Here is a 22,283-nt window from a genome sequence, read left to right as displayed (position 1 = left end):
CCAGTTCGGCACCGACCACTCCAGGCGCTCATAACGCGCTCCACACAGATCCGCGCCAGGGATGTCGTCGGGCGTGGCGGTACGGATCATGCCCGCAGGTTGGTCCGCAACCGCCGCGCCATCTCCAGCTGCTCGTCGTCCAGGGGTCGGCCGTCCTCGATGTCCCACAGGGCGTTCTGCAGCAGTCGCCCGAGCGTCCACGCCCGCGCCCGCTCCCGGTCCAGACCCATGACGTCGGTCATCGCGTCGAACCGCCACCGGACCTCCGCCGCGTCGAAGCGGTTGTCGAGGGCGGGCCACAGCTCGAACCCGGGGTCACCGGCGAGCGGCTTGGGGTCGATGGCGAGCCAGGGGGCGCGGTCGGCGGCGAGGACGTTCTCGAAGTGCAGGTCCCAGTGCAGGAGCCGGTCCCCCGGCTCGGCCACGACCTCCCGTACGGCGGCGGCGCAGTCGGCGAGCAGACGGCGGGCCTCGGGGTCCGCGACCCGCTCCAGCGCCCACGGCGCCCGCTGAAGCATCGCCCGCGCGATGTCACCGAGCCGGCGCAGGCCCGCAGGGGCCGGTACGGACGTCAGATGAGCCAGCAGACGGGCGATGACCAGCACGGCCTCGCGCGAGTCGGGCACGTGGGACAGCATCCGCGCGGGATCGAGGCGTTCGAGGAGCATCGTGCCGGTGTCCGGGTCGTGGTCCAGCAGCCGTACCGCCCCGTCGCCGTCCCACACGCGCAGGGCGACCGGCTCGCCCTCGCTCTCGTCGTCGAGCAGCTGCAGCTTCAGCACCGCGCGCGTGCCGTCCGCCCGGACGACCGGCAGGACCAGCGCGCACATGCCGAACATCGACGGCCCGTCGGTCCGCAGCCCCCAGCGGTCCAGGAAACCGTCCACCAGCCGCGGCAGTCCGGCGATGAAGGCGCGGCCCTGCTCGCCGTTGTACATCGCCTGGGACTCCGCCAGTTCCCTCGGAATCTCGATCACACAAGGGACCCTAACGACGAAATCCGAAGGAGACAGCCCCCGTGGCCACGGGTAACGTCCCGGCCATGAGCAGCTCGGCAAGCAGCGCCGTGAACGGCGGCGTCTCCTTCTGGTACGCCCAGGAAGGCTTCCCCGCCCCCAGGGAGCCCCTGCCGGGTGACGCGTCCGCGGACGTCGTGATCGTGGGCGGCGGCTACACGGGACTGTGGACGGCGTACTACCTGAAGAAGGCCGCGCCCTTCCTCCGCGTCACCGTCCTGGAGCAGAAGTTCTGCGGCTACGGCGCGTCCGGCCGCAACGGCGGCTGGCTGTACAACGGCATCGCGGGCCGCGACCGGTACGCGCGCGTGCACGGCCACGAGGCCGCCGTACGGCTCCAGCAGGCCATGAACGACACCGTCGACGAGGTCATCAGGGCCGCCCGGGAGGAGGGCATCGAGGCCGACGTCCACAAGGGTGGCGTCCTCGAAGTCGCCTGCACCCCGGCACAGCTGGCCCGCCTGAAGGCCTTCCACGAGCACGAGCTGTCGTACGGCGAGAAGGACCGCGAGCTGTACGGCGCCCGCGAGACCGCCGAGCGGATCAGGGTGGCCCACGCGGTCGGCTCCTCCTGGACCCCGCACGGAGCCCGGATCCACCCGGTGAAGCTGGTGACGGGCCTCGCGCGGGCCGTGGAGGCCCTGGGCGTGACCATCCACGAGTCGACGCCGGTGACGGAGATCCGCCCGAAGCACGCGGTCACCCCGTACGGCACGGTCCGCGCGCCCTACGTGCTGCGCTGCACCGAGGGCTTCACGGCGTCCCTGAAGGGCTTCAAGCGCACCTGGCTGCCCATGAACTCCTCCATGATCGCGACCGAGCCGCTCACCGAGGAGCAGTGGGAGTCGGTGGGCTGGGCGGGCCGCGAGACGCTCGGCGACATGGCCCACGCCTACATGTACGCCCAGCGCACCGCCGACGGCCGGATCGCGCTCGGCGGGCGCGGGGTGCCGTACCGCTTCGGCTCCCGCACCGACAACGACGGCCGCACCCAGCAGACGACGATCGAGGCGCTGCGGGAGATCCTGGAGCGTTTCTTCCCGTCCCTGACCGGCGTCCGCATCGCACACGCCTGGTCCGGCGTCCTCGGCGTGCCCCGCGACTGGTGCGCCACGGTCACCCTGGACCGCGCCACGGGCCTCGGCTGGGCGGGTGGCTACGTCGGCTCCGGCGTCGCCACCGCCAACCTCGCCGCCCGCACCCTGCGCGACCTGGTCCGGCTCGACTCCGGCCAGGGCACCCGCACGGACCTGACGGACCTGCCCTGGGTCGGCCACAAGGTCCGCAAGTGGGAGCCGGAGCCACTGCGCTGGCTGGGCGTCCACGGCATGTACGCCACGTACCGCACCGCCGACCGCCGCGAACTCACCACGCACAGCGCCGAGTCCTCCCGGCTGGCGCGATTGGCGGACCGGGTGGCCGGACGGCACTGAACCGGGCCGGGACCCCGGAGAACTGAGAGCCCCCTGTCGGATTCGAACCGACGACCTTCGCTTTACAAGAGCGGCGCTCTGACCAGCTGAGCTAAGGAGGCCTGCACGCGCGTGTGACTGCGTGCCCGTGCAGTGTACCCAGGTCCCACCCCTGCCCTGTCGAAAATTTCCGCGAAGTTCACAGAGGCCGGGGTACTGACAGAACACGTGAACGCGGGGTACCGTCCTGACCCAGTTCGCACGTGTGGACTAAACCAACCACCTTCCTACAACGGATCGTCCGGCACGTTCCTGCCGGTAGAAGGGGGCCCATTCACCATGGCCACTGTCTCGTTCGACAAGGCGACCCGGATCTACCCGGGTTCCGCCAAGCCCGCCGTCGACGCACTCGACATCGAGATCGAGGACGGGGAGTTCCTCGTCCTGGTCGGCCCGTCCGGCTGCGGCAAGTCCACCTCCCTGCGGATGCTGGCCGGCCTGGAGGACGTGAACTCCGGCTCCATCCGCATCGGCGACCGCGATGTGACGCACCTGCCGCCGAAGGACCGGGACATCGCCATGGTGTTCCAGAACTACGCCCTCTACCCGCACATGACCGTCGCCGACAACATGGGCTTCGCGCTCAAGATCGCCGGCGTCAACAAGGCGGAGATCCGGCAGAAGGTCGAGGAGGCCGCGAAGATCCTCGACCTCACGGAGTACCTGGACCGCAAGCCGAAGGCGCTCTCCGGCGGTCAGCGCCAGCGTGTCGCCATGGGCCGCGCGATCGTGCGTGAGCCGCAGGTCTTCCTCATGGACGAGCCGCTGTCCAACCTGGACGCCAAGCTCCGCGTCTCCACCCGTACGCAGATCGCCTCGCTGCAGCGCCGCCTCGGCATCACCACGGTCTACGTCACCCACGACCAGGTCGAGGCCATGACCATGGGCGACCGGGTGGCGGTGCTCAAGGACGGTCTGCTTCAGCAGATCGACAGCCCGCGCAACATGTACGACCGCCCGGCGAACCTCTTCGTCGCCGGCTTCATCGGCTCCCCGGCCATGAACCTGGTCGAGGTGCCGATCACCGACGGCGGTGTGAAGTTCGGCAACAGCGTCGTGCCGATCGACCGGGACGCGCTCTCCGCCACCACCGACAAGACGGTCACCGTCGGCGTCCGCCCCGAGCACTTCGACGTGGCCACGGACTCCGACCAGGGCCTCGCGGTCACCGTGAACGTCGTCGAGGAGCTCGGCGCCGACGCGTACGTCTACGGCACCGCCAAGCTCGGCGGCGACAACACCAAGGACCTGGTGGTCCGGGTCAGCGGCCGCGACGTCCCGGAGAAGGGCAGCACGCTGCACGTCGTCCCGCGCCCCGGCGAGAGCCACGTCTTCTCGACGTCGACGGGCGAGCGCCTCTCGGACTGAGAACCACCCGACAGCCGATCAGCCTCACGAAACACACAACCGGGGTAATTCACCCAGGTTGACGAAAAGGGCCCCGCAGCCTTGCCGCGGGGCCCTTTCCTTGTCGACAAATACCCCGGCACACTGGGCCATTTCGAGCAACGTACGTCAACCCCGCACCCAGAAAATGCCGCCACTCCATCACCCGAACCGGTGACCAAATGTCGCCAAATCATTACCGGGCGCTACCCTCAACCGCGTGAAGCACTCCACCACCTCTCAGACGCGACGCGGCCAGGGCCCCGCCCGCCGGATCGGCCGCTCCCTCGCCCTCGTTCTGCCCGTCGTCCTGGTGCTCTCCGGGACTCTCGCGGTCACGCGGGTCAACTGGTCGGGAGACCCCGAGAACTCGGTGCTCACCGCAGCGGACGTCTCGACCTCCGGCACCAACGCCCACACGGCACCCCGCGCCCCGCACGTGGTGCTGCTCGACCAGCTGATGGCCGAGCTCCAGGCAACCAACCCGGGCGTCGCCCTCACCCACCTCCAGGAGGCGGTGAACGAGCGCCCCTCCCTGGCTCGCCACTGCTCCTCCATCGCCCGCGCCCTGGGCCGCGCCGCGGTCCGCGTCTACGGCCCCACCCGTGCCCAGTCCTACGCCCGCCCCGTCTGCGACACCTCGTTCGCCTCGGGCGTCCTGGCAGCCCACGGCTGACCCGGGCAACAGAACCACGCGCGGGGCCCCGTCAGGCCGAAGGCCGAGGCGGGGCCCCGCGCATCCACCCACCACAGCAGGCCCCCACCACAGCAGGCCCCCGGCACCGCCCGGACCGGCGCCGCGTACAGTGCCGCCATGACCGATCCGAACGCCGCCTCGCGCCCCGTCCAGGCCGTCATCCTGGCCGGAGGCCAGGGCTCCCGGCTGCGCCCCTACACCGACGACCGTCCCAAGCCGATGGTCGAGATCCCCGGCACGGGCACACCGATCATCGGCCACCAGCTCGCCTGGCTCGCCGAGGAGGGCGTCACCGACGTCGTCATCAGCTGCGGCCACCTCGCCGAGGTCCTGCAGGAGTGGCTGGACTCCGTCGACCTGCCGGTCCGCGTCACCACCGTCGTCGAGAAGGAACCCCTCGGCCGCGGCGGCGGCCTGAAGTACGCCGCCGCCCACCTCCCGCACCCCGACCGCGCCTGGTACGCCACCAACGGCGACATCTGGACCCGCTTCTCGCTGCGCGACATGGCGGACTTCCACACCGAGCGCGACGCCATAGCGACCCTCGCCCTCGCCCGCCCCCGCATCCCGTGGGGCGCCGTCCAGACGGACGGCTTCGGCCACATCACGGACTTCATCGAGGCCCCGCCGTCCACCTTCGAGATCAACGCGGGCGTCTACGTCTTCTCCCGAGAGTTCGCCGCGATGCTCCCTGAACGCGGCGACCACGAACGCACTACGTTCCCGCACCTGGCCCGCGAACGCCGCCTGGCCGGCTTCCCGATCCCCCAGGGCGCGTACTGGCGCGCCATCGACACCGCGAAGGACCTCACGGAGGCCGCGAAGGAACTGGCCGCGCTGGGCCGTTGACACCCCGCTCCAGCAACCGGCCCGGACGACGGTACGACAACGGGGTCCCGCGTCTCACCGAGCGGGACCCCGTCGTCGTACCGGAAAGGACGGCCTAGCCCAGCAGGCCCCCGACCAGCCCGGGCTCCGACTCCCCGTCGCCGGACTCCGTGCCGCCCGTGGAGCCCTCACCGCCGCCCGTCGAGCCGCTTCCGCCGCCGGACGTGGGGCCGGAGCTGGTGCTCGGGGCCTCTTCCACCGGCGACGACGGCGGCGCCTGGCCCGCCGTCGTGCCCTGCGTCTGGCTCGGCGAGCCGCCGGTGACCGCGCCGGTGTCGCTGGTCGCACCCGGCGTGGTCGCGGTACCGGCGCTCGGTGCGGCCGAGGTCGCGCCCTGCGTCGGCGAGTTGACCGCGGCCGACGGCGTGGTGCTGCTCCCGCGATCGTCACCGGGCTTGGACGGCAGCGGCGAGCCGGGCAGTTCGTTGCGCGGCGCCTCGCCGGGTCCGGGGACGACCACGCGGTCGGAGTCCCGCACCGCACCGCCGAGCAGCGAGCCGACCAGCAGCGTGAGCCCGGTGACGATCGCCGTGACGAGGGCGCCCCGGCGCAGGACGTAGCGCCGCAACTCCCAGATGTCGGAGCGCGGGCCGAGTCGCCGCCAGGCGAGCCCGGCCAGCCGCCCGTCGATGGAGTAGACGGGCGCCCCGGCGATGATCAGCGGCGACCAGGCGGCGAGGTAGATGATGTCGGGGGTCTCGTACGCGGGAACGCTCTTCCAGCTGACGGTGACGAGCAGCGCGGCGGAGAGCAGCGCACCGCCCACCGCGACGACCCGCTGCCAGCAGCCCAGGACCGTGAGCACGCCCACGATGACCTGCGCGAAGGCGATCACGAGCCCGGAGCCGACGGGGTGCTGGAGCGCGAACTGGCGCAGCGGCTCGGCGACTTCCCAGGGGTGCAGGGTGTTGAGCCACTTGACCATGGAGCCGCGGTCGCCGCCGTCGAAGTAGACGGGGTCGCAGAGCTTGCCCATGCCGGCGTAGATGGAGATGGCGCCGAGGAAGACGCGCAGCGGGAGCAGGACGACGCCGAGGTTCATCCGGCGGCCGGGGTAGTAGGCGTGCCGCGCGGGGTCGTCGCTCTGCCGCCGGGAGCGCGGCTCGGTGTCCTCGTCCTCCGGGTAGGCCTCCCGGTCGTCGGGGTAACCGTCGTCGGCGTACCCGTCGTCGAACCGCTCCCCGGCGTAGGCCGGTTCGTCGTACGCGCCCTCGACGGTCCGCATCGCCGGCAGCAGCCGGGTGCCGGCGCGCTCGTGGGTTCGCTGGGCGCCGACGACGGGCGTCTCGACGGTCTGGTCGAGGTCGTCGTAGCCGTCGTAGGCCTCATAGCCGTCGTAGCCGTCATGGCCGCCGTACCCGGCGTCGACGTCGACGCGCGGGATGACCTGGGTGGCTCCGGCGTCGGCGGACGGTTCCTCCGGATGGCGGATGCCCGCACCGCGCACGGCCTGGAGCAGGCGGTGGGCGCCGGTGTCGTCGGGGGCGGACCGGCCGCTCCACACCACCGGGCGGCGGCGGGCTTCGCCGGCCTGGGCCGCTCTGCCCGCCGTACCGACGACCGGCACGCGGGGGGTGTCCTCGGTGGCGCTCAAGTGCCGTGCGACCCGCGGCGACTGGGCGCGGCGCGAGGACGCGCCCAACTGCACGCGGAAACTCGCGTGATTGACGATGATCTGCGCCGGGTCGCTCGGCACCTTCACCATGCTCAGCGCGGGAGCGTCGTCGAATCCCGACGAGCGGTCCCCCGTGGGTGTGCGGGGTGTTCTGGTGTCCACACGCATCTAACCGAGTGACGTGTGTTTAGGACACTGCCTCGACCCGCCGGATCTGTCCGGACCGCGTCAAGCTTGCCCGAACCGCCCGGAATAACCCGAGCGGGTGACCTGCCGAACGGCTGTTCAGGCCCGCCGTCGTGCCGCCTCGTACAGCACGATCCCCGCCGCCACACCGGCGTTGAGCGACTCCGCCCCGCCCGGCATCGGGATCCGCACCCGGAAGTCACACGTCTCCCCGACCAGCCGCGAAAGGCCCTTGCCCTCGCTGCCGACCACGACGACGACCGGCCCTTCCAGGGCCTGAAGTTCCCCGAGTTCGACCTCGCCGTCGGCGGCGAGCCCGACCACGACGATCCCGGCCTTCTTGTACGCCTCCAGCGCGCGCGTGAGGTTGGTGGCACGCGCGACCGGCGTACGGGCGGCCGTACCGGCGGACGTCTTCCACGCACCGGCGGTCATCCCGGCCGCGCGCCGCTCGGGTACGACGACACCGTGACCGCCGAACGCGGACACGGACCGCACGACCGCGCCCAGGTTGCGCGGGTCGGTCACCCCGTCCAGGGCGACGATCAGCGGGTCCTCGCCCTCGTCCGCGGCGGCGTCGGCGAGGTCCTCGGGGTGCGCGTACTCGTACGGCGGCACCTGAAGGACCAGGCCCTGGTGGTTCAGCCCGTTGGTCATCCGGTCCAGCTCGGGGCGCGGCGCCTCCATGAGGTTGATGCCGCCGCGCTCGGCCGCGAGCTGCAGCGCCTCGCGGACCCGCTCGTCGTTGTCGATGAACTGCTGGACGTACAGCGTGGACGCGGGCACGCCCTCGCGCAGCGCCTCGACGACCGGGTTGCGCCCGACGACCAGCTCGGACGTCCCCTTGCCGCCACGGCGCTGGGGCGTACGCCCCTGCCCGCGCCGCGCCTTCGCGGCGGCGGCACGCTGCTTGGCGTGGCCCTTGCGCATCTCGGCGGGGGGCGTCGGCCCCTTGCCCTCAAGGGACCGGCGCCGCTTGCCGCCGCTGCCGACCTGCGCGCCCTTCTTGCCGGACATGCGGCGGTTGTTCGCGGCCATGACCTACCTGTCTGTGGTGAGTACGTACGTCTATTACGTCTATGAAGTGTGCCGCCCGGTCTCCTATGGGCGGCACACCGAATGTGCCGTTGCCTCGGCTGCCGCTCAGCGCGGGCCGAGGCTCCATCGCGGACCGTGCGGGCTGTCCTCGATGACGAGCCCCGACTGCTTGAGCCGGTCGCGGATGGCGTCCGCGGTGGCCCAGTCCTTCCGGGCGCGGGCCGCCTCACGCTGGTCCAGCACGAGGCGTACGAGGCTGTCGACCACGCCGTGCAGATCGTCGCTGCGGTCGCCCTCACCGGCCCAGTGCGCGTCCAGCGGGTCCAGGCCGAGGACGCCGAGCATGGCCCGCACCTCGGCGAGGCGGGCGACCGCGCTCTCCTTGTCGTCGGCGGCCAGGGCGCTGTTGCCCTGCCGGACGGTGTTGTGCACGACCGCCAGGGCCTGCGGCACGCCCAGGTCGTCGTCCATCGCCTCGGCGAAGGCGGGCGGCACCTCGGCGGCGGGCTCGACCGGACCGCCGGCCAGCTCCACCACGCGCTGCACGAACCCCTCGATCCGCGCGAACGCCGACTCGGCCTCGCGCAGGGCCTCCTCGCTGTACTCGATGGTCGAGCGGTAGTGCGGCGTACCGAGGTAGTAGCGCAGCACGATCGGGCGCCACCGCTTGACCATCTCGGACACCAGCACCGAGTTGCCCAGCGACTTGGACATCTTCTCGCCGCTCATGGTCACCCAGGCGTTGTGCAGCCAGTACTGGGCGAAGTCGTCGCCGTAGGCCTTGGCCTGGGCGATCTCGTTCTCGTGGTGCGGGAAGACCAGGTCCAGGCCGCCGCCGTGGATGTCGAAGGCGCTGCCCAGGTACTTGTGCGCCATGGCCGAGCACTCCAGGTGCCAGCCGGGGCGCCCGCGGCCCCACGGGGTCTCCCAGTCGGGCTCGCCGGGCTTGGTGGCCTTCCACATGGCGAAGTCGCGCGGGTCCCGCTTGCCGGTGATGCCCTCCTCGGCGGGCTGGCGCATCTCCTCCAGGTCCTGCCGGGACAGCTCCAGGTAGGCGGGCCAGGACCGTACGTCGAAGTAGACGCTGCCGTCGGCCTCGTAGGCGTGTCCGCGCTCGATGAGGCCGCGCATCATCTCGACCATCTCGGTGATGTGGCCGGTGGCGCGCGGCTCGTACGTCGGCGGCAGGCAGCCGAGGGCGCGGTAACCGTCGTCGAAGGCGCGCTCGTTGTCGTACCCGATGGACCACCAGGGGCGGTGCTGTTCGCCCGCCTTCTGGATGATCTTGTCGTCGATGTCGGTGACGTTCCGGACGAACGTCACCTCGTAGCCGCGGTACGCGAACCAGCGGCGCAGGATGTCGAAGTTGAGCCCGGAGCGGATGTGCCCGATGTGCGGGGCCGCCTGCACGGTGGCACCACACAGGTAGATCGAGACGCAACCCGGCTTGAGCGGGGTGAAGTCACGGATCTGCCGGGCGCTGGTGTCGTACAGGCGAATGGTCACCACTCCAGGGTAGTGGGCCGGGGGCCATGCCTCGTGCCCCCTGTGGACAACGCGCGCCCAAAGGTGCACCTGGGGCGCACCCCTTCGTGACGCCTCCTGTGGGACGGCGTCAGCTCGCGCGCACCACCAGTGCCGTCGCCACCGCCATCAGCCCTTCCTCGCGCCCCGGAAATCCCAGCCCGTCCGTGGTGGCCCCGGACACGGACACCGGTGCCCCGGCCGCCTCCGACAGGACCTTCTGGGCCTCGTCCCGGCGCTTGCCGATCTTCGGGCGGGGCCCGACGACCTGCACCGCGATGTTGCCGATCCGGAAGCCCGCCTCGCGTACGATCCGCGCGGCCTCGGTCAGCAGCGCCACGCCCGACGCGCCGGACCACTCCGGCCGCCCGGTGCCGAAGTGCCGGCCCAGGTCACCGAGCCCGGCGGCGGAGAACAGCGCGTTGCACGCGGCGTGCGCCACGACGTCCGCGTCGGAGTGCCCGGCCAGGCCCGGCCCCTCGCCCTCCCACTTCAGGCCGGCGCACCACAGCTCGCGGCCCGCCTCGAAGGCGTGGATGTCGGTGCCGATGCCGACCTGCGGAAGCGGCGTCTCAGAAGCCATCGTTCAGCCTCCTGCGGGCGAGCACGGCCTCGGCGAGCACCAGGTCCAGCGGCCGGGTGACCTTGAAGGCCTCCTCGTGCCCGGGGACGACGACCACCGTGAGACCGAGCTGCTCGACCATGCCGGCGTCGTCCGTGACGTTGCCGGTGACGGTCTCGTGCGCGCGTACGAGGGTCTCGCGGTCGAAACCCTGCGGGGTCTGCACGGCGCGCAGCCGCGCCCGCTCCGGCGTGGCCAGCACGGGCTCCGGCTCGCCCGGCGTCCGCGCGGGCTCGACCTCCTTGACGGTGTCCGCCAGCGGCAGCGCCGGCACCACGGCGGGCGCGCCCGCGCGGACCGTGTCGATCACCGCGTCCACGGTGTCGACGGGGACGAGCGGCCGGGCGGCGTCGTGCACCAGCACGATGTCGTAGCCGGGGGGCAGCGCGTCGAGGCCCCGCTTGACCGACTCCTGCCTCGACTCACCGCCGGGGACGACCAGGAAGTCGGTGCGTTCGGGCAGGGCGTGTGCGTCGAGCAGGGACTTGACCTCGGCGGTTCCGTCGGGCGGGGCCACGACGACCACGAGGGAGACGGCACGGGACGCGGCCAGCGCGCGGACGGCATGGATGAGCATGGGCGTGCCGTTCAGCGCGCGAAGCGCCTTGGGCGCGCCCGGACCGAGGCGCACGCCCCGGCCGGCGGCCGGGATGACCGCGGCGGTACGGACTCCTGCGGGCGAAGGGCGCGTAACGTCAGACATCGGTTCCTGTCAGGTTTGTGTGCTCGGCCTACGTGGGTATGGCCTCAGCGTGCATACGTGCGGGCGCGCACCGCTCAGACCGGACCCTTCCGTGACCCCGGTCGAGCCGGCCGCCCGGGCACGGCACGCACAGTACCGGGGGGAGATTTCCTCGGCGCACGGCGGACGTACGGACGGCCATCCGCTGGACGCGTGGATGGCTGAAAGACGACCCTGCACGTTCGGGTACGAGCATGCCGCAGCGCCCGGCGACTGGTAACTGTCATCGGGCACCGCGGCATTTCGGTGTGAGCTTCTCGGTGTGAGTTTCGATGTGAGCGGAGCGGGCCTGCCTCACGTCAGGAGGCGAGCACCTCGTCGAGCAGAGCCTCGGCCTTGTCCTCGTTGGTGTTCTCCGCGAGGGCGAGCTCGCTCACCAGGATCTGGCGGGCCTTGGCGAGCATGCGCTTCTCACCGGCGGAGAGTCCGCGCTCGCGCTCACGACGCCACAGGTCACGCACGACTTCCGCGACCTTGATGACATCGCCGGAGGCGAGCTTCTCCAGGTTTGCCTTGTAACGACGCGACCAGTTCGTGGGCTCCTCGGCGTACGGCGCGCGCAGCACCTCGAAGACCCGGTCCAGCCCGTCCTGACCGACCACATCACGCACGCCGACGAACTCCGCATTGTCCGCTGGCACACGTACCGTCAGATCACCCTGGGCGACCTTCAGCACCAAGTAGGTCTTGTCCACGCCTTTGATCTGGCGAGTTTCGATGGCCTCGATCAGCGCGGCCCCGTGATGGGGATAGACCACGGTGTCGCCAACCTTGAACGTCATGTGACAGGTACCCCTTCCGTGGCTATCCAGGGTAACACGGAAACGGCGGGTTCTGAATGGCGTTTTCGCAGGTCAGGGCATATCTCGGGGCTTGACAACAGCAACAGGAACGTGCTTCGGCCAACCCTCGGAACAAGGTATTCGCAGGTCGGAGCGGCTCTCCGGGCCGGGTGAAACGTGCGCGTTACGCACATCCGGCGACCCCGCCGGACGGCTGAACGTCCCTAAATGTCCGGTTCCAAACGCTCGACTTCCGCTACTCCGTTCGGCGCCTGGCGGTCGGTACGAGACGTTTCCGGAATTGATCACGACACCCGCGGCCGGCCCTCCCGTGATCAAATTCCGGGTCGGCCGCGCATTCCTTCACCTAAATTTCGCGAAGGCTTATGTGAATGCCGTACGAGCGCCGGACGCGCCTGAACAGGGAGGCCCTCCCTACCGCCTGCTGAGCGAAGCCGGGCGGCCGCGGGGGAGGGTCGGATGCGGCCGTCCGGGGACGGCTCGGTAACCTAGGGCCGCTGACAGCCATTCAGGGCGGCTTTACCACGACAGCTGCCCCTGCGTTCAAGGAGTTGCCGCCGCCGTGAGCAGCAGCCTTCGACGCGGCGCCCTCGCCGCCGCCGCCATCGCGTTCTCGATCGCCTCGCTCGCCGCGTGCGGCGCCGGCAACAACTCGCAGACGCTGGAGATCAGGCCGGACAACGCGGCCACCAGCGTCGGCGACATCAAGATCCAGAACGCCCTGATCATCACCCAGGCCGACCCGGAGGCGACCGGCCCGGCCGTCGTCTCCGCCACCGTCTTCAACTCCAGTGACCGCGCCCAGACGCTGGAGTCGATCAGCCTCGACGGCGCCCCGCAGGTCAAGCTCTCCCCCGCGTCGGGCAAGGGCGAGCTGACCATCCCGGCCGGCGGCTCGGTCGTCATCGGCGGCAAGGGGAACGCGTCGGCGGTGCTGGAGAACGCCGAGTCCCTCACCGACGGCGACGCCCACAAGGTCACCTTCTCGTTCAGCGAGACCGGGGACGTGAGCCTGCGGGCGTTCATCGTTCCGGCCGAGGGCTACTACGCCCCGTGGGGCCCGAGCGGCAGCCCGGCGGCGAGCCCCTCCCCCACCGCTACGGCGACCGGCGCGGCGGGCGCGGCCGGGGAGACCGGTGAGGCCGGGGAGACCGGTGAGGCCGGCGGTGAGCACGGCGAGGGCGACGCGACGGGCACCGAGACCGGGGCCGCCTCCGGCACGCCGACCGACCCGGCGTCCGCGTCGGCCACGGAGTCGGCGGCGGGCGACACCGCCGGGCACTGAGCGCCGTACAGTCGCAAAGGTCATCCATGAAGGGCGGGACCTCACCAGGAGGTCCCGCCCTTCAGTGCTTGCCGGTGATCGCGGTTTACGGCTCGAACTTGTAGCCGAGACCGCGGACCGTCACCAGGTAGCGCGGCGCACCCGGGTCCGGCTCGATCTTGGCGCGCAGGCGCTTGACGTGGACGTCGAGGGTCTTGGTGTCACCGACGTAGTCGGCGCCCCAGACGCGGTCGATGAGCTGCATACGGGTCAGGACGCGGCCGGCGTTGCGCAGCAGCATCTCCAGCAGGTCGAACTCCTTCAGCGGCAGGTCGACCTTGGAGCCGCCGACGGTGACCACGTGCCGGTCGACGTCCATGCGGACCGGGCCGGCCTCCAGGGCCGCCGGGGCCACCTCCTCCGGCTCGCCGCGGCGGCGCAGGACGGCCCGGATACGGGCGACCAGCTCGCGCGAGGAGAAGGGCTTGGTGACGTAGTCGTCGGCTCCTATTTCGAGCCCGACCACCTTGTCGATCTCGCTGTCCTTGGCGGTCACCATGATGACGGGGACGTTGGAGCGGCCGCGCAGCTGGCGGCAGACCTCGGTGCCCGGCAGGCCGGGCAGCATCAGGTCGAGGAGGACGAGGTCGGCGCCGTTGCGCTCGAACTCGTCGAGTCCGTCGGGCCCGGTGGTCGCGACGGCGACCTCGAAGCCCTCCTTGCGGAGCATGTACGACAGGGCGTCGGAGAAGGACTCCTCGTCCTCGACGACGAGCACACGGGTCACGGAAGGACCTCCGGGGCGGGAAGCGATTCGTACGGGGGTGTTGCGCGGGACGGGTCGGAGGACTGCCCGGCCTCGGCCTCGTCGTCGAGGGCGGGGTGCTGGTGCGCCCGGTCGCGGGCCGGGCCCGCCTCCGGCAGCCGCAGCGTGAAGGTGGAGCCCTGTCCCTCGGAGCTCCACACCGTGACCTCCCCGCCGTGCGAGGCGGCCACGTGCTTGACGATGGCGAGCCCGAGGCCCGTACCACCGGTGGCACGGGAGCGGGCGGGGTCGACGCGGTAGAAGCGCTCGAAAATGCGCTCCTTGTCCTTGTCGGAGATGCCGATGCCCTGGTCGGTCACGGCGATCTCGATGGTGTCCCCGCCGGAGCCGCTGACCCGGCGGGCGGCGATGCCGACGCGGGTGCGGGCGGGGGAGTAGTTGACGGCGTTCTCGACCAGGTTGCCCAGGGCCGCGGCCAGCTGGCTGCGGTTGCCCCAGACGCGCAGATCGGCAGTGCCGCCCTCCCGCCGCCCACCACCACCCTGATCGGGCCCTTCGGGCGCCCATACATTCGAGGCCATGGTGATCTGCTTGGTGCCCGCCTGGTGGCGGCAGCGGTCGACGGCCTCGGCGACCAGTTCGTCCACCCGGACCGGCTCGGCGTCCTCCAGCGGGTCGTCGTTCTGCACCCTGGAGAGGTCGATGAGCTCCTGCACCAGGTTGGTCAGCCGGGTCGCCTCGATCTGCATCCGCCCGGCGAAGCGCTCCACGGCCTCCGGGTCGTCCGAGGCGTCCATGACGGCCTCGGAGAGGAGGGAGAGCGCGCCGACGGGGGTCTTCAGCTCGTGGCTGACGTTGGCGACGAAGTCGCGTCGTACCGCTTCTATCCGGCGCGCCTCGGTGAGGTCCTCGACCAGCAGCAGCACCAGCCGGGAGCCCAGCGGGGCGACCCGGGCGGAGACCGCGAGGGCCTCGCCGCGGCCGGAGCCGCGCCGGGGCAGGTCCAGCTCGACCTGGCGTATCTCGCCGTCGCGCCGGGTGTCGCGGGCCATCTGGAGCATGGGGTCGACGGCGAGCTTGCCGCCACGGACCAGTCCGAGGGCGTAGGCGGCGGAGCTGGCCTTGACGACGGCATCGGCCTCGTCGAGGACGACGGCCGAGGAGCGCAGTACGGACAGCACGGTGTCCACGCCCGGTGGCAGCACCGGGTCGGTGTGCAGGGAGGTGCGGGTGGGCCGCTTCAGGTCGCGTTCGCTCCAGCGGAACGCCAGCATGGCGATGACACCGGTGAGCACACCGGCGATCGCTGCCGCTGCGGCGACCGCCGCGTTCACGTCCATGCGTCCAGGTTAGGCATGCACTACCCGTTGCCCACAGCCGTCCGAGTGCCAGCTCGAACAGTCGTCGCTCAGAGTTCACCTTGGAGCCAGTATTGATTCATTTGGGGTGGCCGAAACGGACGCGTGCGGCCCGGAACGTGGGAGCGTGGGGTTCGTAACACCGGTTCACGACGGGGTCCGGCGGACACGCTCGGCACTCCGGCAGGCTCCCCATGAATCCACCCTGAATCCCCCAAGAAATCGCACGAGAGGGAACCCTGATGCGGGACGCGTACCACGAGGAACTTGACTCGATCGGCGACGGCCTGGTCGAGATGGCCCGGCTGGTCGGGTCGGCGATCGGACGCGCCACGACGGCCATGCTCGACGCCGACCTGAAGCTGGCCGAGAGCGTGATCGAGGCCGACAAGAAGGTCGACGACCTGCAGCACGACCTGGAGGCCCGGGCGATAGCCCTGCTGGCCCGGCAGCAGCCGGTGGCGACGGACCTGCGGATCGTGGTCACGTCGCTGCGGATGAGCGCCGACCTGGAACGGTCCGGCGACCTCGCCCAGCATGTCGCCAAGCTCGCCCGGCTGCGCTTCCCCGCGCGCGCGGTCCCGCACGACCTGCACGCGACGATCCTGGAGATGGGCCAGCTCGCGCAGCGCCTGATGGCGAAGACGGCCGAGGTCATCGTGACCAAGGACATCGACCTGGCGATGCAGCTGGAGCAGGACGACGACGAGATGGACCTGCTGCACCGCACCCTCTTCCAGCACCTGATCGACGAGCGCTGGAAGCACGGCATCGAGACGGCCGTGGACGTGACGCTGCTCGGCCGCTACTACGAGCGGTTCGCCGACCACGCGGTGGCGGTGGCCAAGCGCGTGGTGTTCCTGGTGACCGGCGAGCACGCGGACGATCTGCAGGCGGACATGGTGCCGGGGGTGGACGGGGCCTGAGCGGGCACCCCTGGGTACCGGTAGGGGCGCGTTTCCGCCTCCGTGCGCCGTTGATGCGCCCGGCGAACCGGGCATGAAATGGGCACAGGCACAGTGCCTTGAGGAGGGACCCATGGCCGAATCCCCCAGCACGCCCAGCACGACGACGCCCGACCCCGCCCAGGAACGCCCCACCGAGCAGCCCGCCGACATCAGGAGCCTGACGCTGATCGGCGCGTGCGGCTGCGGCTCGGGGTGCACGTGCGGGTGCCAGCAGGGAAATCCCTGTCAGTGCGGCTGACCGGTTTTCTTTTGTTCTGCTGACCGGTTTTCTCGCGTTGTTACGACGGTGAAGGGCCCCCGGCGCGATGGCCGGGGGCCCTTCGCGTCGCCGCGGGGGGCGTCGGGGCGCAGCATGGAGATGGAAGAAGGAGGAGGAAGCGACCGACCGACCGGGCAGCACGGGAAGGAGGTGCGAGGCCATGACCCAGTTCATGGACGTCCACCGCGGCATGCTGGGCATCACCGCGGACCAGCTCCACGAGGCCCACCAGGCCGACCTCGCCATAGAGAAGGAAGAGGGCGTGCACTTCAAGCAGGCCTGGGCGGACCCGGACTCCGGAATCGTCTACTGCCTCTCCGAGGCACCTTCGGCGGAGGCGGTCCAGCGCATCCACGAACGCGCGGGGCACAAGGCGGACGAGATCCACCCGGTGCCGTTGACGGTCTGACGCGGGTCAGCAGTCGCGCACCTGCGCATACAGAAGCCCCCTACCGGCGGAGAACCCGCAGGCAGGGGGCTTGATCAGCTCAGGTTACTTCTTCTTGCCCTGAGTCTGGCGGGCCCGTTTTTCGGGCCTGGTCAGCGATGTGTGCACCCCAACTGACCTGCGGTTGACCGGTTGTTGTTGGTCGTCGTTGGTCGTTGTCGGCCGTCGTCGGAGGTTCCACAGAGGTCCCGGCTCGGGAGCCAGCGGCAAGCGCGTCGGCCCAGACGAAGAGCGAGAAGGACCGCCCTACGGGCGGGCGACCTTCAGACACCTCTGCACTCCGGACGGTCCGGCTGGACGGCGGCTGCGGCCGGTACCTAGGGGCATTCCGCTTGCACAGTCAGACCGAGGGAGGCGAGCCGCTTCCGGCCAGGGAGGCAGGGAGAACTCCCTGACGCCCTCCCTTGTACGCCTCCCTCGGCCTGACCTGCATAGATCAACGATCAGGGAGGCAGGGAGTCGCGCAGGTCAGACCCCTTCACACCCCCTTCCGGAGACACCCGGCAGGGGGTGTCTCTGCCTCCCTGAGTCGCCGGACTCCAGATTCCGCTTCTGCTTGAAGGGCAATGAGGACCGCCCTTCGGGCGGGCGACCTTCGGGCGCCTCAGCGTTCGGGAGCTCCCGCCGTGTCCGCGTCTGCGGGCCTCTTCTCCAGGGGCCGCTACTTCCGCTACTCCCGCTACCGTGCAGGTCAGAGCCGTGATCGAGGTAGCGGGAACGGGTAGCGGTAGCGGCTACGCCCGGGAGGCTCTTAGGGGCGGAAGGTTCCACCCACATTCCGCTGAGTCGCGACTCATCGGCACTCAACGCATCTCAGCGCAGGTCAGAAGGGATGCGGCTGAGACGCGGACTGCGACTCAAGGCGAACGAAGACACCACCCCGGCGGGCGCGGGTGGTGTCTTCCCTACAGCGCCGCCGGGCGCTCGGACGGCCTTCCAAGGGGGGGTCCCTCTCGCCCCCGCCTTGGAAGGCGCACGTACGGCCTTTACCTGGGGGGCGGCGGAGGCACGCCCCCCAGGTAAAGGCCGTCCCTCGGTCACCACAGCTCTTCAGAGGGGGGGCACGAGCGGGGTGCCGGCCGGACCGCCCCCTCTGAAGAGCGGCCTTTACCTTGCGGCGAGCCCCGGGGCAAAAGCCGTCCGCACGCCCGGCTGGAACGGCGTGCAAGCAAGAAGAGCACCACGGCCCGGGTGCTCTTCTTGCTGTTCGGCGGCAACCGCCGCCCTGCGATGGTCGCGCCGCGAAGCGGCTCGTTCTTCACGCGCTGAGCCGCACTGGACCACTACAGACACCCCCTCTTTTTTTCCTAAGTAGGGAAGCTCTGCGTCACCGCGTCACCGGATCATGAAAAACGCCCCGTGACCTGCACATACAGCGGTGACGCAGACGGCGATTTCTGCGTCACCGCTGCGTCACCTGCGACACCGTTGACGGACGCCCGCGTCACCGTTGACGCACACCCAACGCTCTGCGTCACCCGAAACGTGCAGGTCAGAGGGGCTGGGTGTCGCAGGTGACGCGGTGACGCAGAAATCCGCACCTCGGACAGGTGCGCGCTCCCGACAAGCCCAATGGAGGTGAGGGGAAGACGCCACCGCTCCCCGCCGGAGTGATGTCTTCGTGCGTCTTGAGTCGCGATGTGCGTCTCAGGCGCACCCCCTCTGACCTGCACTGAGATGCGTTGAGTGCCGATGAGTCGCGACTCACGGGAATGTGGGACGAACGCGCGCCTCCCCCTAAGAGCCAAGGCGGATGCATCCGCTACCGCTACCCGTTCCCGCTACCTCGATCACGGCTCTGACCTGCACGGTAGCGGGAGTAGCGGAAGTAGCGGCCCCTGGAGGAGAGGGGGCGCGGCCCACAGCGTTGTGGACCGAACTCACTGAGGCAGGAAGCCCGGCGTTGTCTGCCCAAGCTCGTGCAGGTGCGCAAGGTAGTCCTGAGCGGCAGGCTCGGACGCGTATCGGCGCCGCATCTCCGCCGCCAGTTCGCGGCTGGTCATGATGAGCGACGGGACCGACTTCCGCTCTCCTTCAAGGGCGCGCTCCCCCATGATGAGCGCCTGGTCGAGGTCGCCCTCCCGTGCGGCCGTCACGCCGAGCGTGACGCGCGCTTCCGCGTTGCGCATGGGCGAGCGCTCCGAGCCGTCGAAGTCCGTGCCTGCCCGGAGGACTTCCTCTGCGAGCGTCCGAGCCAGCTTGTCCTCTCCCACCAGGCGGTAGCAGTCCATGGCATAGAAATCGAACTTCGCCGGGTCCACCACGAAGTGGTTGTCAAGGTTCTCCGGGTAGGGCATTCCTTCGAGCAGACTGCGCCCCCTGTCGAGGGCGACCTCTACCCGTCGTCGATCCCCAAGCCGGGCCCACGCCTTGGCTTCCTGTGCCGCAAGCTGCACAGCTACGCCCTGGTGGGCAGCTACCTCGGTTCCGGCCTGAGCCGCCGCGATGACCCCGCGATAGTCCCCCGTGGTGAGCGCGAACCAGGCCCGCATCTCGTGTGCCCATCCAGCGACTTCCGCGTGATCCGACTCGGTCGCGAGCGACAGTGCGGCACGGCGCGTCGACTCAGCCGCGTGACGGTCGCCGGTGTCGTACTCCACGCAGCCCACGAGGAGAGCGAGCCAGCCAGACAGGGCAAGTACCTCGCGGTGTTGCGAGAGGGTGAGGCTCTTCGAGTGGAGTTCCACCACGCGGCGGAGCCACTGCCGCCCCTCGATGAGGAGCTGCTCGCTCGGCATGAACGGGTACTCCGAGCACAGCCTGTCTGTGGTGATCCGCAACGCGTCAAGGGTCGCCGTGTCCACGTCGGACCGATTGAGGCGACTCACGATTTCCAGCGTCTCCATGCCGCTCGCCGCCAAGATCTCCTTGTCCCCATCCCGACGCGCCGGCGCGGGGAAGAGCGCGTGCGTCACAGTCCCGAACACGGCCGCGATGAGCGGTCGGTAGAACTCGTTGGGGATCTGCCCGGACTCCCACCTCTTCCACTGCCGAATCAGGCTGTCGTCTGCGGGAAGCTCATCCCGGGAGTGGGCCCGAAGAGCCCTCACCGCGTCTCGCTGGGACCAGTCGCGAGCGGCCCGCTCGGCCGCGATGCGCCGCGCCCATGCGGGCCTGTCGTCGCTCATACGTCCTCCTCCGAGTGCCTACCCGCTGAGTCTTGCGCCTCGCCCCCGGGGACAGGGAAGGGGACACCGAGGTGACACCGGACATGTCCCCAGCTCACGCGCCTGCCCCCTCAATGTCACTTACGCCACACGTTCCGTTCCTCGCATGCTGGTTGCAGATCACGCGCCACTCAAGGTGGAGCGCTCTTCGAGTGCTTCCACCCGTTCAGACAACGCCTGAATCAGGGAGCGGATTTCATTGATCTCGCCGCGCACGTCGCTCTGTGGAGCGGCTCCGTCGCCGACGAAGTTACCGAGGTTTCCCGCCGACACGACCAGCCCCTCAGATCGGAGCATGGCCAGCCCGTTTTGGATGGTCTGGCTAGCAAACCCGAAGCGGTCGATCAGCTCCCGCTGTGAGGGGAGCTTGTCACCGGGCTTCATCCGCTTGATGTCCTCGCGGAGCGCGTCCGCTACCTGCACCGCCTTGGGCTTGGGCCCTCCTGTGACAGTCATGCCCTGAGCGTACCCACCACAGCGAACTAGTGCACACCACTCCACAGGGCTTGTGCACCACAGCAGACTAGTGCAAGCTAGTCAGCAAGCGGGGTCCCCGAACGGGGCGCAATCCTCGCGAAAAAGTCCTGGTCAACGCCAGGAAATAGCAAGGAGCGGCTCCCTACCGCCAAGCAGATAGCCGCTCCCTGACCCTCGAAGGGGCAACTCCATGATGCCTGGAACCATCGCGGAACGGCGTGCCGAAACGGTCACGGTCGAGGCCGCCACGCCCATTGACGTCCGCGACCTGACCGGTGCCGAGCGGGCCGTGGCGCTGTACGCGTCGGACATGCCGAACGCGCGGCGCCATCACACCGGTGAGCAGGTCCGCGACTGGATCGTGCAGGGTGTCGAGCGGCTCGGACTGGAAGAGCTGCGTACCCGTGCCGAGTACTTCCACGGATGGCGGCTGCTGAATGTCAACCGGCTGGTGACGGCCCAGATCCAAGCCCGCCACGAGCAGCGTTTCCCGAAGGCCCGCCGTCTGCTGCTGGCCGACCAGGCAGGCTCCGGAAGCGTCTGCTGCCACGACGGGATGAGCGACACGGCGCGGGCCCGCAACGGCGCCGCCACCGTCGACGGCGATTGCCCGTGCGCAGGCACGGGCGGCATCGCGGTGTGGGGCGCCGACCCGGACGCGTCGTACGAGATCATGTGCCCGGTCCACCGCCGCGCCCAGATCGACGCGTTCCACCGCGCCCGCCGGGCGGCCCGCTGATGACCGCGCCGGGACCGCTCAACGCGCTGTACGCCCGTGTGGCGGCCCCGGCTGCTCCCGCCGTGCCTTTGGCATGGCGGGAGCGCCGCCGGGCCTCTGAGGACCTCCCCACTATCCCCATCCGGGGTCTGGAGCTGACCACGGGGGAGGCTGCCGCCGCACTATTCGAGACGGGTGCCGACGAACTCGCCCTTCCGGTGCCCGACACCGACACCCTGTACGACGCCCTCAACGGCGCCGTGCGCACCCTCGGCCCAGCCGGGATCGCCGAAGTCCTCGGCATCTTCCCCGAGTTGGACGCAGAGGAGTTCCCCGAGGTAGGCGCCTGCCGCCACTTCGCCTACCGGCTCGCCCTGTCGTTCTGGTACGAGGACGCCCGCTCCCGCCCCATGACCGTGGGGGAAGCGGCCGTGGCGCTGTACCTCTCGGACGCCTACCGGCACCACCAGATCGACGCGCACACCGTGCGGCGGGCCCCGTTGCTCGTCTCCCGCGCGATCCGGCAGGGCGCCGCCCTGGTCCCCATCGAGACCCTCGTGCGCCTCGGAGAGACCATGAGGCGGGAGTTCACGGCCCCCGTGACGCCCCTCGTCACGCAGGTCAGCCCGTCCGACGCGGACGCGTCCCACGAGGGCGTGACGGTCGTGACGCCGGGCCGTGACTGGCTGTACCGGCAGGCCCTGCCGAACTGGCACCGCCGTCGCTTCTGCTTCGACCTGATGCGCGCTGACGTCCGCCAGCCCTCCCCGCTCGTCGTGCGGCTGGACGGCGGTGGCTACGCGCTCGGAGCGACCCCGCCGGCCGGACCGGACGGCACCTGGCGCCGCCCCCTGCGTGCGGAGTGGTGA

At 70.5% G+C, this 22,283-nt stretch carries 21 protein-coding genes and 1 tRNA gene; 10 read left to right on the top strand and 12 right to left on the bottom strand.

Features of this window, described 5'->3' with window-relative positions:
- Positions 1-86 precede the first annotated feature (86 nt).
- The gene (locus HJD23_RS22930) at positions 87-977 is read right to left on the bottom strand and encodes an aminoglycoside phosphotransferase family protein (RefSeq protein ID WP_240980790.1); all 891 of its coding nucleotides are present in this window, start codon (positions 975-977) and stop codon (positions 87-89) included.
- A 65-nt stretch (positions 978-1,042) separates the two neighbouring features.
- Between HJD23_RS22930 and HJD23_RS22925 the strand changes: the two genes are divergently transcribed.
- Complete coding sequence (locus tag HJD23_RS22925; RefSeq protein ID WP_171107179.1) at positions 1,043-2,449, top strand: FAD-dependent oxidoreductase; 1,407 nt, start codon at positions 1,043-1,045, stop codon at positions 2,447-2,449.
- Positions 2,450-2,476: 27 nt separating this feature from the next.
- On the opposite strand, the gene HJD23_RS22920 is transcribed toward HJD23_RS22925, so the two are convergent.
- A tRNA-Thr gene (locus HJD23_RS22920) sits at positions 2,477-2,550 on the bottom strand.
- Positions 2,551-2,767: 217 nt separating this feature from the next.
- Between HJD23_RS22920 and ugpC the strand changes: the two genes are divergently transcribed.
- From ugpC to HJD23_RS22905, 3 genes are all read left to right on the top strand, one after another.
- On the top strand, positions 2,768-3,856 hold the full coding sequence (gene ugpC, locus HJD23_RS22915) for a sn-glycerol-3-phosphate ABC transporter ATP-binding protein UgpC (protein ID WP_171107181.1): 1,089 nt from the start codon (positions 2,768-2,770) through the stop codon (positions 3,854-3,856).
- A gap of 238 nt (positions 3,857-4,094) precedes the next feature.
- Complete coding sequence (locus HJD23_RS22910) at positions 4,095-4,550, top strand: hypothetical protein (protein ID WP_171107183.1); 456 nt, start codon at positions 4,095-4,097, stop codon at positions 4,548-4,550.
- 138 nt (positions 4,551-4,688) lie between these two features.
- On the top strand, positions 4,689-5,420 hold the full coding sequence (locus HJD23_RS22905; RefSeq protein WP_171107185.1) for a nucleotidyltransferase family protein: 732 nt from the start codon (positions 4,689-4,691) through the stop codon (positions 5,418-5,420).
- A 94-nt stretch (positions 5,421-5,514) separates the two neighbouring features.
- On the opposite strand, the gene HJD23_RS22900 is transcribed toward HJD23_RS22905, so the two are convergent.
- From HJD23_RS22900 to HJD23_RS22875, 6 genes are all read right to left on the bottom strand, one after another.
- On the bottom strand, positions 5,515-7,242 hold the full coding sequence (locus HJD23_RS22900) for a DoxX family protein (protein ID WP_171107187.1): 1,728 nt from the start codon (positions 7,240-7,242) through the stop codon (positions 5,515-5,517).
- Between the two features lie 117 nt (positions 7,243-7,359).
- On the bottom strand, positions 7,360-8,298 hold the full coding sequence (rlmB, locus tag HJD23_RS22895) for a 23S rRNA (guanosine(2251)-2'-O)-methyltransferase RlmB (RefSeq protein WP_171107189.1): 939 nt from the start codon (positions 8,296-8,298) through the stop codon (positions 7,360-7,362).
- A gap of 105 nt (positions 8,299-8,403) precedes the next feature.
- On the bottom strand, positions 8,404-9,804 hold the full coding sequence (cysS, locus tag HJD23_RS22890; protein WP_171107192.1) for a cysteine--tRNA ligase: 1,401 nt from the start codon (positions 9,802-9,804) through the stop codon (positions 8,404-8,406).
- A 109-nt stretch (positions 9,805-9,913) separates the two neighbouring features.
- Entirely contained in the window at positions 9,914-10,405 is a 492-nt protein-coding gene (gene ispF, locus HJD23_RS22885; RefSeq protein ID WP_171107194.1) for a 2-C-methyl-D-erythritol 2,4-cyclodiphosphate synthase, read from the bottom strand.
- Positions 10,395-11,147 carry a 2-C-methyl-D-erythritol 4-phosphate cytidylyltransferase gene (gene ispD / locus HJD23_RS22880; RefSeq protein ID WP_171107196.1) on the bottom strand — a complete coding sequence of 251 codons (753 nt, stop codon included), beginning with the start codon at positions 11,145-11,147 and terminating at the stop codon, positions 10,395-10,397. Before ispD ends, ispF begins: the two co-directional genes overlap by 11 nt.
- Before the next feature lie 338 nt (positions 11,148-11,485).
- Positions 11,486-11,968: a CarD family transcriptional regulator gene (locus HJD23_RS22875; RefSeq protein ID WP_003953493.1), complete on the bottom strand. Its 483-nt coding sequence runs from the start codon at positions 11,966-11,968 to the stop codon at positions 11,486-11,488.
- 583 nt (positions 11,969-12,551) lie between these two features.
- On the opposite strand from HJD23_RS22875, the gene HJD23_RS22870 reads away from it, so the two are divergent.
- Positions 12,552-13,274, top strand: a complete 723-nt coding sequence (locus tag HJD23_RS22870) for a copper chaperone PCu(A)C (RefSeq protein WP_171107198.1) — start codon at positions 12,552-12,554, stop codon at positions 13,272-13,274.
- A gap of 85 nt (positions 13,275-13,359) precedes the next feature.
- On the opposite strand, the gene HJD23_RS22865 is transcribed toward HJD23_RS22870, so the two are convergent.
- Positions 13,360-14,040, bottom strand: a complete 681-nt coding sequence (locus HJD23_RS22865) for a response regulator transcription factor (RefSeq protein ID WP_043502011.1) — start codon at positions 14,038-14,040, stop codon at positions 13,360-13,362.
- Complete coding sequence (locus HJD23_RS22860; protein ID WP_171107199.1) at positions 14,037-15,359, bottom strand: ATP-binding protein; 1,323 nt, start codon at positions 15,357-15,359, stop codon at positions 14,037-14,039. Before HJD23_RS22860 ends, HJD23_RS22865 begins: the two co-directional genes overlap by 4 nt.
- 260 nt (positions 15,360-15,619) lie before the next feature.
- On the opposite strand from HJD23_RS22860, the gene phoU reads away from it, so the two are divergent.
- From phoU to HJD23_RS22845, 3 genes are all read left to right on the top strand, one after another.
- On the top strand, positions 15,620-16,303 hold the full coding sequence (gene phoU / locus HJD23_RS22855) for a phosphate signaling complex protein PhoU (protein ID WP_171107201.1): 684 nt from the start codon (positions 15,620-15,622) through the stop codon (positions 16,301-16,303).
- Between the two features lie 112 nt (positions 16,304-16,415).
- Positions 16,416-16,583 carry a hypothetical protein gene (locus HJD23_RS22850; protein ID WP_171107204.1) on the top strand — a complete coding sequence of 56 codons (168 nt, stop codon included), beginning with the start codon at positions 16,416-16,418 and terminating at the stop codon, positions 16,581-16,583.
- Between the two features lie 181 nt (positions 16,584-16,764).
- Complete coding sequence (locus tag HJD23_RS22845) at positions 16,765-17,013, top strand: SCO4226 family nickel-binding protein (protein WP_171107205.1); 249 nt, start codon at positions 16,765-16,767, stop codon at positions 17,011-17,013.
- Positions 17,014-18,932: 1,919 nt separating this feature from the next.
- Here HJD23_RS22845 and HJD23_RS22840 read toward each other — a convergent pair.
- Positions 18,933-20,180: an XRE family transcriptional regulator gene (locus tag HJD23_RS22840; RefSeq protein WP_171107207.1), complete on the bottom strand. Its 1,248-nt coding sequence runs from the start codon at positions 20,178-20,180 to the stop codon at positions 18,933-18,935.
- A 159-nt stretch (positions 20,181-20,339) separates the two neighbouring features.
- Positions 20,340-20,675 (bottom strand): winged helix-turn-helix domain-containing protein, encoded by a 336-nt coding sequence (locus tag HJD23_RS22835; RefSeq protein ID WP_206325982.1) that lies wholly within the window; start codon positions 20,673-20,675, stop codon positions 20,340-20,342.
- A gap of 211 nt (positions 20,676-20,886) precedes the next feature.
- On the opposite strand from HJD23_RS22835, the gene HJD23_RS22830 reads away from it, so the two are divergent.
- On the top strand, positions 20,887-21,435 hold the full coding sequence (locus HJD23_RS22830) for a hypothetical protein (protein ID WP_240980789.1): 549 nt from the start codon (positions 20,887-20,889) through the stop codon (positions 21,433-21,435).
- Positions 21,435-22,283, top strand: coding sequence for a hypothetical protein (locus HJD23_RS22825; protein WP_240980788.1), 849 nt, complete (start codon positions 21,435-21,437; stop codon positions 22,281-22,283). Before HJD23_RS22830 ends, HJD23_RS22825 begins: the two co-directional genes overlap by 1 nt.

It is taken from the genome of Streptomyces sp. Z423-1 (assembly GCF_013009255.1).
Classification (GTDB): Bacteria; Actinomycetota; Actinomycetes; order Streptomycetales; family Streptomycetaceae; genus Streptomyces; species Streptomyces gossypiisoli.
This window is presented reverse-complemented; position numbering and strand designations above follow the sequence as displayed.